Genomic DNA, 14,026 nt, shown 5'->3' on the forward strand with positions numbered 1-14,026 from the left:
CAAGAAATGGTTCACGAACTCACCGAGGATCTCACTGCCGAACAGCGCGCACATGTGCTGGCAGAAGCCTTGCCATGGCTGCAGCATCATCGTGACAAGATCGTCGTCGTTAAATACGGCGGTAACGCGATGACTGACGATAACCTCAAACGCGCTTTCGCCCAGGACATGGTGTTCTTGCGCACGGTTGGTATCAAGCCGGTTGTTGTGCACGGCGGTGGTCCGCAGATTTCTGCGATGCTGCGCCGGTTGAACTTGGATGGAGAGTTCAAGGGCGGATTCCGTGTGACAACTCCAGAAGTCATGGAAGTTGTCCGCATGGTGCTATTCGGCCAGGTGGGTCGTGAATTGGTCAATATGATCAATGCTTATGGTCCGCATGCGGTTGGTACTTCCGGTGAAGATGCCGGGCTGTTCACAGCGAAGAAGCGACTAGTCAACGTCAATGGCACGATGACTGACATTGGTTTGGTCGGTGACATCACTGAGGTTAAGCCAGAAGCTTTGTTGGACTTGATCGATGCCGGTCGTATTCCAGTGGTGTCGACGATTGCTCCTGCAATCGAAGGTGACGATGTGTACAACATCAACGCCGATACCGCAGCGGGTGCTCTTGCTGCCGCGCTGGGCGCTGAGCGACTCGCAATTTTGACCAATGTCGAGGGGCTGTACACAAATTGGCCAGATAAGTCGTCGTTGGTAACGAAGATTACTGAGTCAGAACTCCGAGAAGTCTTGCCTACGCTTGATTCCGGCATGATTCCGAAGATGGAGTCGTGCTTGAATGCAGTGTCTGCGGGAGTGAAGGCCGCGCACGTAATTGACGGACGCCAGGCGCACTCGGTACTTCTGGAACTGTTGACTTCTGGCGGTATCGGCACAATGGTCGTGCCGGACTAGCCGTCGGCTAACCCGCGCTCAACGCCACTTTAATTTCTTAGAAACGAGGCCCGGAAATTATGACAAATTTCCCAGCTAGCTGGCAGTCCTCCATGATGGACAACTACGGAACCCCAAAGATCGAAGTAGTGTCCGGTTCTGGAGCTACCTTCACCGATTCCACGGGCAAAGAGTACCTGGACTTGTTGTCCGGTATTGCAGTCAATGCGTTGGGCTACGCTCATCCAGCCATCGTCGAGGCGGTATCGAAGCAGATCGGTACGCTTGCGCACGTATCCAATATCTTTGCGACGCAGCCGTCGGTGCAGCTCGCCGAGAAGCTCATTGAGTTGACGAATTGGAACACTGACGATACCCGCGTGATGTTTTGCAACTCGGGTACCGAAGCCAACGAAGCTGCATTCAAGCTTGCTCGCCTGACTGGTCGTCGTCGCATTATTGCGACCAACCATGGTTTCCATGGTCGCACGATGGGCGCGTTGGCCATGACGGGGCAGCCTGACAAGCGTGCACCATTCGAGCCAATGCCAGCCGGTGTTGAATTTGTTCCATATGGCGACCTTGATTTCCTGACAACCGCAATCGAGTCTGATCCGATGAGCGTTGCAGCAGTCATCATGGAGCCAATCCAGGGTGAAACTGGCGTCATCGCGCCGCCGGAGGGCTACCTGAAGAAGGTGCGCGAGCTTACGGAGCGCTACGGCGTTTTGCTCATTCTGGACGAAGTCCAGACGGGCATCGGTCGCACCGGTCAATGGTTTGCGCACCAGCACGAAGACGTTGTCCCAGACATCATGACGTTGGCCAAGGGCCTCGGTGGCGGTTTGCCAATCGGTGCGGTTGTGGCGAATGGCAAGGCAGCGTCGCTGTTTACACCTGGTTCGCATGGCACGACCTTCGGTGGCAATCCGGTATGTGCCGCAGCAGGTCTCGCCGTTATCGAGACCCTGGAGAACGAGGGCATCATCGCCCGCGTGGCGGAGAAGGGCAAGGTGCTGGCTCGGAAGCTCGCAGCGTTGGAGCATGTCGATCACGTTCGTGGTCGTGGTTTCATGCTGGGCCTCGTATTGGACGGCCCTCTTGCTCGCGGTGCAGTTGCCGCTGGCTACGAGCATGGTGTGATTCTCAACGCTCCACAGGCGGACGTGCTTCGCCTCGTTCCACCACTGGTACTGACTGATGAAGAAATCGAGCGGGCCGTTGAGTTGGTCAATACCTGCTTGAACGATGCGGCGAAGAATTCCTAGTCAACGAATTATTAGAGAAAAGCGAGATAGTTATGGTTCGACATCTCCTGGCTGACGACGATCTCACGCCAGAAGAGCAGGCTGAGGTTCTGACGCTGGCTGCTGTGTTGAAGAAGCATCCGTATTCTTACCAGCCTTTTACAGGTCCACAGTCGGTCGCGGTTCTTTTTGATAAGACCTCGACTCGCACCCGGTTCTCGTTCGACGCTGGTGTTGCTGCATTGGGCGGAAATCCGATTGTCGTCGATTCCGGTAGCTCCCAGATGGGTAAGGGCGAAACACTGCAAGATACTGCAGCAGTGTTGTCGCGCTTCGTCTCGGCCATTGTGTGGCGTACGTATGCGCAGTCCGGCCTGGAAGCGATGACAGAAACATCGACGGTTCCGGTCATTAACGCGCTGTCCGATGACTTCCACCCATGCCAGATCCTTGCTGATCTGCAGACCATTGTGGAGCACAAGTGCCCAGCGGAAGGTCCAGCAGGGCTTTCAAAACTGAAGGCTGTCTACTTCGGTGACGGTGCCAACAACATGGCAAATTCCTACATGGTTGGATTCGCTAATGCTGGTATGGACATCACGATTTGTGCACCAGCAGATTTCCAACCGGAAGCGAAGTTTGTCGCTCGCGCAGAGACCGTCGCAAAGCGTACCGGCGCAACCGTGACGGTGACTGATGACGTTGACGTGGCCATTGCAGGCGCCGATGTTGTGATCACGGACACGTGGGTATCAATGGGACAGGAGAACGACGGGCTGGACCGTCGGACGCCTTTCCTGCCGTACCAGGTCAATGCTGAGTTGATGGCCAAGGCGACGGACAACGCGATTTTCTTGCACTGCCTGCCCGCGTACCGAGACAATGAAGTCACCGCGGATGTCATCGATGGTCCGGCATCGGTTGTCTTCGATGAGGCAGAAAACCGCATGCATGCACAGAAGGCATTGCTGACGTGGATCGTCGCAAAGTCTCAGGGCATGACGGTGGAAGCGTTTGCTGCGTCGGCAAACACGAAGGCGTAAGAGCTCGATAACAAATGACGAATCCAGGGTCTCGTACAGCGCGGCAAGCTCGAATTGCCGACTTGTTGGCTCACCATGTTGTGTCCAGTCAAGTGCAACTCGTTGACTTGCTTGCGCAACAAGGCATCGACATCACGCAAGCGACGTTGTCGCGTGACTTGGATGAACTGGGCGCACGAAAGGTGCGGACCGAAGAAACAGGCTCCAGATACGCCATCGTGGAAGGAGCCGCAGTGACATCAGAAGGCGCAGTCTCCAGAATGCGGAGAGTGCTGGACGAACTGCTAGTGTCAATTGACCACTCAGGGACGATCGCAGTGCTGAGAACACCGCCAGGTGCAGCACAGTATCTAGCCAGTGTCATTGACCGCGCAGGACTGCCAGATATCGTCGGCACAATCGCCGGAGATGACACTGTTATGTGCCTGGCCAGGGCGCCGATGAGCGGGGAAGACCTAGCCAAGGTACTGGCTGACACCAATGAGAAGTAACATCGTAACTAGTATTTCTGAAGCACCAATTAAAGGAGCACTACCTCATGACTGATCGCGTCATTCTCGCCTACTCGGGTGGCCTCGACACCACCGTTGCCATCGAGTGGATGAAGCAGGAGACCGGCGCCGAGGTCGTCGCTGTGTCCATCGATGTTGGACAGGGCGGCGAGGACATGGAGACCATCCGCCAGCGCGCTCTTGACGCTGGTGCCGTGGAATCCGTCATTGTCGACGCACGTGACGAGTTCGCAGACGAGTACTGCCTGCCAGCAATCAAGGCCAACGCACTGTACATGAACCAGTACCCACTGGTTTCCGCGTTGTCTCGTCCGCTCATTGTTAAGCACATGGCTGAGGCTGCAAAGACCCATGGCGGCACCCACGTTGCACACGGTTGCACCGGTAAGGGCAACGACCAGGTTCGTTTCGAAGTTGGTTTCTCCAACACCGCTCCTGACTTGAAGATCATCGCTCCAGCTCGTGACTACGCATGGACCCGCGACAAGGCCATCGCATTCGCCGAGAAGAACGACATTCCAATCGAGCAGTCCAAGTCGTCTCCATTCTCCATCGACCAGAACCTTTGGGGTCGTGCTATTGAGACTGGTTACCTCGAGGACCTTTGGAATGCTCCAACGAAGGACGTCTACGCCTACACCGAGGATCCAACCCTCAACTTCAACTCCCCAGACGAAGTCATCATCTCTTTCGAAGACGGCAAGCCAGTCGCTATTGATGGCAAGCCAGTCACCATGTTGGAAGCCGTTGAAGAGATGAACCGTCGCGCAGGTGCGCAGGGCGTTGGTCGCCTCGACATGGTTGAGGACCGCCTCGTCGGCATCAAGTCCCGCGAAATCTACGAAGCTCCAGGCGCAATTGCACTGATGACAGCACACGCTGCTATGGAAGATGTCACTGTCGAGCGTGAGCTCGCACGCTACAAGCGTGGCGTCGAAGCTAAGTGGTCTGAGCTGGTTTACGACGGTTTGTGGTTCTCTCCACTGAAGCGTGCTCTGGACACCTTCATCGAGGAATCCCAGAAGGGTGTTTCCGGTGATATCCGCATGGTTATGCACGCGGGTCACTGCTCGGTTAACGGCCGTCGCTCGAACACCTCGCTGTACGACTTCAATCTCGCAACCTACGACGAAGGTGACACCTTCGACCAGACCCTTGCACGTGGTTTCGTCGAACTGCACGGCCTATCGTCGAAGATGGCTGCGAAACGCGACTTCAACCTGTAAGAAGCAGCGTTCACCAGTAAGAACTAGAAATCGAGGTTTTCAGTGGAATCTGTGGAGAAGCACGGTACGAATGAAGGTTCTCTGTGGGGTGGCCGTTTCGCAGGCGGTCCCGCCGAGGCCATGGCGGCGCTCAGCAAATCAACTCATTTTGACTGGGTTCTTGCGCCGTATGACGTGCTGGCATCGAAGGCACACGCCCGGGTGTTACATGCCCGTGGCCTTCTGTCTGACGACGACTTCGCCACGATGCTCGAAGGCCTCGATAAGTTGGGTGCGGATGTAAAATCCGGCGTGTTCGGTCCAGAGCCATCCGATGAGGATGTCCATGGTGCGATGGAGCGCGGCCTGATCGATCGCGTTGGCCCTGAGGTGGGTGGCCGTTTGCGCGCAGGCCGGTCTCGTAACGACCAGGTCGCAACGTTGTTCCGCATGTGGCTGCGTGATGCGATACGCGGTGTTGCGCTTGATGTGGCGGACTTGGTTGATGCCCTGGTAAGTCAGGCAAAGGCGCATCCAGATGCGATCATGCCGGGTAAGACTCACTCGCAGGCTGCTCAGCCAGTGTTGTTGGCTCACCAACTGCTTGCGCATGCGCAGCCACTGTTGCGTGACCTTGACCGTGTGCAGGACTTGGACAAGCGACTTGCAGTTTCTCCGTACGGTTCGGGTGCTTTGGCTGGTTCATCGCTCCATTTGGATCCGGAAGCTATTGCCGCGGAGCTCGGCTTTGATTCTGCATCTGACAACTCGATCGACGGCACCAGCTCTCGCGACTTTGCGTCCGAGACTGCGTTTGTGCTCGCTCAGATTGCTGTTGATATGTCGCGTTTGGCAGAGGAAATCATCTATTGGGCTACGCCAGAGTACGGCTACGTCACTCTGCACGATGCCTGGTCAACAGGTTCGTCGATCATGCCGCAGAAGAAGAACCCTGACGTCGCTGAGCTAACACGTGGCAAGACTGGTCGTCTGATCGGAAATCTCACCGGCTTGATGGCGACTTTGAAGGCACAGCCACTGGCATATAACCGTGATTTGCAGGAGGACAAGGAGCCATTGGTGGACTCCGTGGAACAGCTCACCCTGTTGCTTCCTGCTTTGACTGGCCTGGTGTCGACGTTGACGTTCCATGAGGAGCGCCTGCGCGAACTCGCGCCGGCTGGCTACACCTTGGCAACTGACCTTGCTGAATGGCTGGTACGCCAGGGAGTACCGTTCCGTGACGCGCACGAAGCATCCGGTCAGTGCGTACGCATCGCTGAATCTCGCGGTGGTATAGGCCTAGACGAGCTCACTGACGACGAGCTGGCATCCGTCCATCCGGCACTGACCGCGGACGTTCGTGAGGTATTGACCATCGATGGTGCAGTGGCATCGCGTGACACGCGTGGCGGTACCGCCGGTGTACGTGTTGCTGAACAACTTGCTCGAGTTGAGGAGAGTTCCGTGGCTGCCCGGAATTGGGCGGAAACGTCGGTTCGACAGTAGCTTTCCAACCGCCGCCTGACGACACCAACTCGAAATCCCAATCTACGGTTAACAGTGTATTAACTAGGGGTTTCGGGTTGGTGTTTTTGTGCGCAAAACATGCGTGTTGGCGGGCTGAAGTTAAGGAACTCTCGTATTCTTACTTGCGATAACTGTCCGGTGCAGACTCATGAAGCGACGTGTGCTCCGGTCTTACCGGAACGCCAGTTGCAGCAAGGGGGATAAAGCGAGTGAGCGCATCAAGCGCGCAGGTTTCCAAGAAGGGTTTGCGCAAAGCTGTTCTGGCCGCCGTACTGTTCGTTATCGCCATCGTTGCTGTTGTGTGGGGCCGAGGTGGCCTACCGGGAAACGTGTTTGGATCCGGACTCAGAATGGGGAAAACCGAAAGCGTTCGGGTCATCATCGGCTCCGAGAAGCGGGGCTTCCTCGAAGACGAACGAGTGCGCGACTTCATGGCTGACCGTGGATACGAACTGGACATCCACACGGCGGGATCACGTGAAATTGCTCAACGCCCAGATCTCACAGAGTTCGAGGTCGTCTTTCCATCATCTGTAGCGGCAGCCGAAAAAATCGAAGCTGTTGTCGGGGGAGCGGTCGTCGATAAGCAGAGGCCGTTTTACTCGCCCATGGCGATCGCTACATTCGAGCCACAACTGCAGGCTTTAGAAGCTGCAGGGATTGCATCAGAGGAACAAGGCACGTGGCGCATCGATATGACGCGCTACGTTGAGGAATTTCAGCGTGGCACCAGGTGGCGGAGTTTGCCAACTGCGGATGTTTCGTATCCGTCGAATCAGAAAGTGATGATTCGCTCGACGGATATCCGGACATCAAACTCTGCTGCGATGTATTTGTCCATTGTCAGTTGGGTCACGAATGGTGGCAGCATCGTCAACGGCCAAAACCAGGTGACACAGGCTGTAACTGATGTCGCGCCCTTTTTCCTTGACCAGGGTGGCTCTGGCCAATCCTCGGCTGGTCCGTTCGCTGGCTATCTCTCACAGGGGATGAGCGCCTATCCCATGGTGATGGTGTACGAAGCCCAGTTCTACGGCCGTCTCATGGGAACCGAAGCGGGTAACCAAGTATCCGACTCGATGCGTCTCGCATACCCAACGCCAACCGTCAATTCTGAACACGTGGCACTCGCTCTTACCGATCGTGGCGCGGATATCACCCGGCTGCTTGCCGACGCTCCCGAGCTGCAACGGATTGCCGCAGAACATGGGTTTAGAACCCAAGATCCGTCAGTATTCGCAGACGTTATCGCAGAAAAGGCAGCACAGTCGCCGCCGGAGTTTCTCGATACGACCGAAGTTCCGGATTATGACACGTTGGAGCAAATGATCGTGGGAATTGAGCGTCGCTATGGGTTCTCCAGTTCACCGCAAAGAGACCCCGATGGAACTGGCACTGATTCTCTGGTGTCCGGCGGAAATTGAGTGACTCAGGTAAGAGGAGAGTGCCATGACTAATCAAGCAATGCAGCCTTCGCCTGGTGGTGGGCTGCAGCTCACGCCGCCACCGGAGATCTCCGCGGTGCAGCCTCAACACGCCGGCATCGTGATTCCGCTGTCTAAGGAACGGAAGGCAATCGTCGCAAAGCGGTGCAGTGATTTTATGGAAGCCATCGAAAAGACTGATCCGATGGGTCCAGAAATGCATCAGCTAACGGATGCGATTTCGGCAATGGGAATGCGCGAGATGCATGCTGCGAACGCGAGCGCCGCTGAGCTTCTGGCCAAACCGATTGCTGTGTCGAACGAGATGCAGACTGGCCGCGGCGCGGGTGGACAGTCTGTGGTGGTTGCGGGAATCGACAAGTTGAAGATCGTCGTAGGTGAACTCGACCCTATAACTATGCAAGATGACCGCAGTGTGCTGAAGCGCTTACTCAATAAGAATCCGCTGGCAGCGTACTTCGCGAAGTTTGAAACGAAGCAAGTACAGCTCGATCAGGTGATTCGTGAGCTACACACTGGCGGGGACTTGCTCCGCAAAGAGAATGCAACCATCGACGGCCAGCGTCGTCGTCTCTGGGATGCTATGGCCAAGCTGCAGGAGTATTTGGAACTCATCGAGCGGCTAGACCATCAAATGCAGCTCAAAATTGATGAGTTGGGGATGGTCGACTTTCAACGGTCCGAACGATTGAAGGCAACGTTGCTTCACGAAATCCGAGCGAAGCGGCAGAATCTTCTGATCCAAATCGCAGTGTGCGCGAATGCGTACCTGGGATTGGATATCGTGCGGCAGAATAATGCATCGCTCATTCGAGGTGTCGACGAAGCAACGACAACCACAGTCTCAGCGCTGCGAACGGCAATAATGACTGCTCAGAGTCTTGCCAACCAGAAGATTGTCCTGGACAAGGTTCACGGCATCCGCGACACGACCTCGAACTTGGTCATGTCGACATCGCAGCTTCTCAATCGCGACGGTGTGCACATTCAATCGCAACTGAATCAGCCAGCGGTTGATATGACTGCGCTGCAGTCGTCGTTTAGCAATATTTATTCAGCAATCAACGGCATTAATGCGTATCGCAGTGCGGCGGCTGACTCCATGTCAGCGACAGCGGGTGTTCTTGAAGAACAACTCGCTGTTTCCGCGGGCATCATGCGGAACTAAAAGGAACTCATCGCGGAACGCAGAAACTAGGGGAGCATCATGTTGTCGGTTCGTCATAATCGGGTAGCAATGGTTGTGTCATTGCTCTTGGCAGTGTGTTTTACGTTGGTGTCGTGCTCTGAAGAAGACATCGCGAGTACGAGCAAGAAACCTAATGAAATAGACAGTCCTGGAGGTACTCTGTCGCTAGTCGCATCGACTGAGCTTGCTGATATGGAAGCCGTCATCGACAAGGCCGAGTCTGATCTGGATATGCAGATCGATCTGCAGTTCGTCGATGGAACTATCGAAACAAGTAATTTGATCGGGTACGGCGAGTTTGATGGTCGGGTCGACGGAGTCTGGCTCACCACAGATCGCTACCTGTTGCAGAACGGTCAGGCTGGCAAGATTGTCGATCCGACACCGACAGCTCTTTCTCCGGTGGCATTTGGTATTCGCCCGCAGAAGGCTGCGGAGCTCGGGTGGGATAAGAAGCAGCCAACGTGGGCAGAGATCTCACAGGCAGCTGGAGCCAAAGAGTTTACATACGGCATGACTGCCCCAGATCGCTCGAACTCCGGTTTTTCGGCTCTGGTTTCCGTAGCAACGGCTCTCGCAGATACTGGCGCTGCGTTGCAGACTTCAGATATCGAAGCAGTAGCTCCGGAGATGCAGAAGTTCTTCTCAGCACAGAACCTAACCTCAGGTTCCTCAGGATGGCTGCGTGATTCCTACCTCGATAAAGCGGACCGCATTGATGCCATGATCAACTATGAGTCCGTGTTGGAGTCGATGAAGCGCAAAGACAATATCGATCTCGAAGTCATCGTCCCGTCTGATGGAGTTGTAACGGCCGATTACAAGCTCGCCACGATGGCAGCGCCGAAGGACGATCAATCTGCTGCACGCGTCAAGGCATTTAAGGACTGGCTCTTGACGGAGGAAACACAGCAGCAGATTTCCACCGAAACGTTTCGTCGTCCAGTGAACTCTGCGGTGTCGCCGGCACCTGAGTTGGCGGAGCGGAATCTCATTGAGCTGCCATTCCCTGCGACGACTCAGGTGTCTAACGCGCTGGTGGATTCCTACACCAATAAGCTGCGCGTACCTGCGCGGACGGTCTTCGCTCTTGATGTCTCGGGATCAATGGAAGGGGATCGCTTGTCTGCACTGCAAGACACCCTACGCGGGCTGGAAGGTCGTGCCGATAATGGAATCACACACTTCCGCGACCGAGAAGAAGTCTCCTATCTACCGTTCAGCACTGAAGCACATGAGATGGTGAGTACCACGATCGACAATGCCCGGCAGGAGTCCTACGCACCGCTGCAGCAGGTCACCGACTCGCTGATTGCATCCGGTGAAACTGCGCTTTACGACGCCGTCGCAAAGGCAAACGGTTATGCAACGGAACGCGGTGACGAGAGCATTTCGTCAGTGGTGTTGATGTCGGATGGCGAAGTGACGTCTGGACTAAATCTTGAAGCGTTTCGAGCAGAGTACAAGCGACTGCCGGAGGACAAGAAGAAGGCACCGGTATTCGTTATTTTGTATGGCGAGGCCGATGAAGGGGAGATGACTGAGCTGGCCGAGCTGACTGGTGGCAAGGTGTTCGACGCCCGCGACGGCAACCTAGGACAGGTATTCGAGGAGATTCGTGGATACCAATAGCGTTGAGAATGGAGCTGGTGACGGCTTTTCAAACTTCCTGACTTCCCGGCAGAACATCGTAGGTGTCGTTCTACTGTCGGTCACGGTGATCGTGCATCTGTTGGTCGGGCTCGGTTCGTTGTGGTGGGTCGCAGCAGCTGCCATGTATGGCGTGGGTGTATTCGCGGTACCTGCGCCAGCAAAGAAGACGGAGATTAGCTATGCACCGGTTGCTCCGCTCACAGCTACTAATCAACCGCCAGGAGCCTTGACGCAGTCGGTCTCTGACGTTGCCTATTTGGTGCGTCGGGATCCAGAGTTCCCGACGGAGTTCAGAGAGGTACTCAACGGTATTGCGGGGTCACTTCGAACCATCTTCGAACACTGGGATGAAGTTTCTGAAGCACCTGCCCAAAGAATCGCAGTGGAGCAGATTTGTCTGACCTATTTGCCTCAAGCGACTGATGCGTATCTCAATGTTCCGCCCAGACATCGTGATCGACAATTCGAAAGCCGAGAAAGTGCGAATCAGGCGTATCAGCGTGCATTGACCCTGCTCGAAAAGGAAGTAACACGGGTAGAGAACGCCGCCCTGGACCATTCGTTGCAAGAATTGCGCGACCAGAACCGGTACTTGGAACAGAAATTTGGTGGCTCGATACTCGACATGTAATCGGGCTTCATTAGGATGAACACATGAGCTTAGATCCACAACTCCTCCAGATTCTTGCGTGCCCACGAGACAAAGGCCCGCTGGAGTACCTCGAGGGTGAGCAAGTGCTGGTCAATCCTCGACTCAAGATTGCTTACACAATCGACGATGGCATTCCTGTCATGCTTTCCGACGAAGCGATTGAGTGGAACAAGTAACCATTAACTTTTCCCGCTCGCTACTTTCCGACGCGCCCCTTATAGCTGCGCAGCATATTTTAGGTGCAGAATTGGTCATTCATGACCATGGCATTCGCGCTGTGATCACTGAAGTAGAAGCCTATGGAGGCCCAGCGGATTCACAGTGGCCAGACCCCGCCGCTCACACTTGGCCAGGTCAGACGCCCCGTAATCGCGTGATGTTCGGCCCTGCAGGTCATTTGTATGTCTACCGCTCGTATGGCATCCACCACTGTGCAAACATCACCTGCGGCCCCGAAGGTGAAGGTGGAGGTGTCCTGATTCGCGCAGTGTCAATCCGCGAAGGCGCGGACGCAGTACGAGGATTCCGCCCTGCATCAGTCCGGCTTTCCATTATCGGTCGAGGTCCAGGAAATGTTGCGCAAGCGTTGGGGATCACAATGGCGGACTACGGCACTGACGTCTTCTCGTCACGAAGTCGGATTCGCTTGGAGAAGCCCGTCGTCACGCAGAAGCAGGTTGTGCATGCAGGACCACGAGTAGGCGTGCGCCGAGCGTCGGAGCGACCGTGGCGCTTGTGGCTTGAGGATGAAAGCGTGTCGAAGTTCCGGGCGCACGCGCAAGCCGAAGGGACGTTTTAGATTGGGCTTCTCGTGCCCACGTATTTTCGTGAGCAGGTCACTACCTAGGTGTGTGCCAACGAGCACACTCGGAATGCGAACAGTTACGATGGTTGGGTGACTATGCAAAACATTATTGATGAACTTGAATGGCGCGGACTGATTTCACAGTCCACTGATTTGGACGCTCTCCGCGAAGAAGCGGAAAAGGGGCCAATCACTGCTTATGTAGGTTTCGACCCAACCGGTCCGTCTCTGCACGCAGGCCACCTTGTTCCATTGGTAATGTTGCGCCGTTTCCAAATGGCAGGGCACCGCCCGATTGCGCTGGCAGGTGGCGCTACTGGCATGATCGGCGATCCACGAGATGTGGGCGAACGCTCGATGCTGACCATCGAAACCGTGGCCGAGAATCTTGAGTCGATTAAGAAGCAGCTTGCTCGCTTCATTGAGATTGGCGAAGGCAAGGGTCTTCTGGTCAATAACTACGACTGGACTTCCCAGATGAATGTCATCGAGTACCTCCGTGACCTGGGTAAGAACTTTTCGCTGAATACCATGTTGGACCGTGACACGGTCAAGCGACGTCTCGAGTCTGACGGCATTTCTTACACCGAATTTTCGTACATGCTGCTGCAGGCGAATGACTTCGTGCACTTGCGACGCAACTACGATTGCCGACTACAGATCGGCGGAAACGATCAGTGGGGCAACATCGTTTCTGGTGTTGATCTCAACCGTCGTCTGGACGCCGAAAAGGTGCATGGCATTACTGTTCCGCTGGTCACCGACGCGGAAGGAAAGAAGTTCGGTAAGTCTACTGGCGGTGGCAAGCTGTGGCTCGATCCGGAGATGACCACGCCATACTCCTGGTACCAGTACTTCATTAATGCTGGCGACTCCGTAGTGATCGATTACCTGCGCTGGTTCACTTTCCTATCTAAGGAAGAAATCGCTGAGTACGAGACCGCGGTTACCGAGCGACCATTCAAGCGTGAAGCTCAGCGTCGTCTGGCTCAGGAAATGACTGACTTGGTTCACGGTCCTGATGCCACGAAGGCTGTCGAGTTGGCAGCGCAGGCTCTGTTCGGACGGGCTGAGTTGAGCGAACTCGATGAAGCGACCTTGGCTAGCGCGGTTGCAGAAGCGGGTGTCGCAGAGATTGGTGCCGGTGAGCCTCGCACAATCACGGATCTGCTTGTTGCGTCAGGGCTGGCTAAGTCGAAGGGCGAAGCACGTCGCACTATTAAGGAAGGTGGCGCGTACGTGAACAACGAGCGCATCTCCGACGAAGAGTGGACACCATCGGATTCTGATTTGTTGCATGGCAGCTGGCTGGTTCTGCGTCGCGGTAAGAAGAATTTCGCCGCAGCGCGCATTTTGGGTTAAGTCAGCGGATAGACGGTTTCTCAGACCGTAAATCGGAACTAACCGAGTTCCTCCCATTAACGTCACGGTGACGAATTAAATAACACCACTGACATTCGAGTCGGGCAGAGTCGCATCTGCTCGACTTTTTCAATTTCAAGCCAATTTAGGTCTTGACACGACCATCGCTTTACGACGGCTCGTCAGTATTGCACCGCGAATACCGAGGTTGAACTGGGGATTTGTATCCCGATTCGCCGTATGTGTATTGTTATCGGAGTCAGCGCGACGGGCTGCGGCCGGTGGTTGTGGTTGTTGTGTTGGTGGGGATGGTTTCGTTCCTTGTTGTGGTTCGGGTCTGGTTTGACTTTGTTCTGCGGGGTTTGTTACTGTTTCTTTTCGCTGCCAGGGGGCGCGCACGGTTGGTGTGTGGTTGTTGGTGGTGGTGTTGTTTGAGAACTCGATAGTGTGCCGATGTACTTTATTTTGTGATGCGCATGGATTGCGTTGGTGGGTACCTGGGTC

General features: G+C 55.3%; 14 protein-coding genes. 13 read left to right on the forward strand and 1 reads right to left on the reverse strand.

Annotated features, from left to right (window positions below; genetic code table 11):
- Positions 1-6 precede the first annotated feature (6 nt).
- The 13 genes from argB to tyrS all read left to right on the forward strand — a co-directional run bounded on the left by argB (position 7) and on the right by tyrS (position 13,522).
- Entirely contained in the window at positions 7-900 is an 894-nt protein-coding gene (gene argB, locus WG938_RS10670; RefSeq protein ID WP_339980271.1) for an acetylglutamate kinase, read from the forward strand.
- A 59-nt stretch (positions 901-959) separates the two neighbouring features.
- On the forward strand, positions 960-2,147 hold the full coding sequence (locus WG938_RS10675; protein WP_339980273.1) for an acetylornithine transaminase: 1,188 nt from the start codon (positions 960-962) through the stop codon (positions 2,145-2,147).
- A gap of 32 nt (positions 2,148-2,179) precedes the next feature.
- Positions 2,180-3,169, forward strand: a complete 990-nt coding sequence (gene argF, locus WG938_RS10680) for an ornithine carbamoyltransferase (protein ID WP_339980274.1) — start codon at positions 2,180-2,182, stop codon at positions 3,167-3,169.
- 14 nt (positions 3,170-3,183) lie between these two features.
- Complete coding sequence (locus WG938_RS10685) at positions 3,184-3,660, forward strand: arginine repressor (RefSeq protein WP_339980276.1); 477 nt, start codon at positions 3,184-3,186, stop codon at positions 3,658-3,660.
- A gap of 47 nt (positions 3,661-3,707) precedes the next feature.
- The gene (locus tag WG938_RS10690; RefSeq protein WP_339980278.1) at positions 3,708-4,907 is read left to right on the forward strand and encodes an argininosuccinate synthase; all 1,200 of its coding nucleotides are present in this window, start codon (positions 3,708-3,710) and stop codon (positions 4,905-4,907) included.
- A 51-nt stretch (positions 4,908-4,958) separates the two neighbouring features.
- A complete protein-coding gene (gene argH / locus WG938_RS10695) occupies positions 4,959-6,395 on the forward strand; it encodes an argininosuccinate lyase (RefSeq protein ID WP_339980279.1) in 1,437 nt (478 codons plus the stop codon).
- 230 nt (positions 6,396-6,625) lie between these two features.
- Positions 6,626-7,840, forward strand: a complete 1,215-nt coding sequence (locus tag WG938_RS10700) for a hypothetical protein (RefSeq protein WP_339980280.1) — start codon at positions 6,626-6,628, stop codon at positions 7,838-7,840.
- A gap of 25 nt (positions 7,841-7,865) precedes the next feature.
- Positions 7,866-9,029, forward strand: coding sequence for a toxic anion resistance protein (locus tag WG938_RS10705; protein WP_339980281.1), 1,164 nt, complete (start codon positions 7,866-7,868; stop codon positions 9,027-9,029).
- Positions 9,030-9,068: 39 nt separating this feature from the next.
- Positions 9,069-10,682, forward strand: coding sequence for an extracellular solute-binding protein (locus tag WG938_RS10710; protein ID WP_339980282.1), 1,614 nt, complete (start codon positions 9,069-9,071; stop codon positions 10,680-10,682).
- Entirely contained in the window at positions 10,669-11,334 is a 666-nt protein-coding gene (locus WG938_RS10715) for a hypothetical protein (RefSeq protein WP_339980283.1), read from the forward strand. Before WG938_RS10710 ends, WG938_RS10715 begins: the two co-directional genes overlap by 14 nt.
- Positions 11,335-11,357: 23 nt before the next feature.
- Complete coding sequence (locus WG938_RS10720) at positions 11,358-11,531, forward strand: Trm112 family protein (RefSeq protein ID WP_339980284.1); 174 nt, start codon at positions 11,358-11,360, stop codon at positions 11,529-11,531.
- A 2-nt stretch (positions 11,532-11,533) separates the two neighbouring features.
- A complete protein-coding gene (locus tag WG938_RS10725) occupies positions 11,534-12,154 on the forward strand; it encodes a DNA-3-methyladenine glycosylase (RefSeq protein ID WP_445292922.1) in 621 nt (206 codons plus the stop codon).
- Positions 12,155-12,256: 102 nt separating this feature from the next.
- Positions 12,257-13,522, forward strand: coding sequence for a tyrosine--tRNA ligase (gene tyrS, locus WG938_RS10730; protein WP_339980298.1), 1,266 nt, complete (start codon positions 12,257-12,259; stop codon positions 13,520-13,522).
- A 135-nt stretch (positions 13,523-13,657) separates the two neighbouring features.
- On the opposite strand, the gene WG938_RS10735 is transcribed toward tyrS, so the two are convergent.
- Positions 13,658-14,026: hypothetical protein (locus WG938_RS10735; protein WP_339980287.1), on the reverse strand; the 369-nt coding region annotated here is incomplete at its 5' end.

Origin of the sequence: Corynebacterium sp. H113 (genome assembly GCF_037572315.1) — a bacterium.
Classification (GTDB): domain Bacteria; phylum Actinomycetota; class Actinomycetes; order Mycobacteriales; family Mycobacteriaceae; genus Corynebacterium.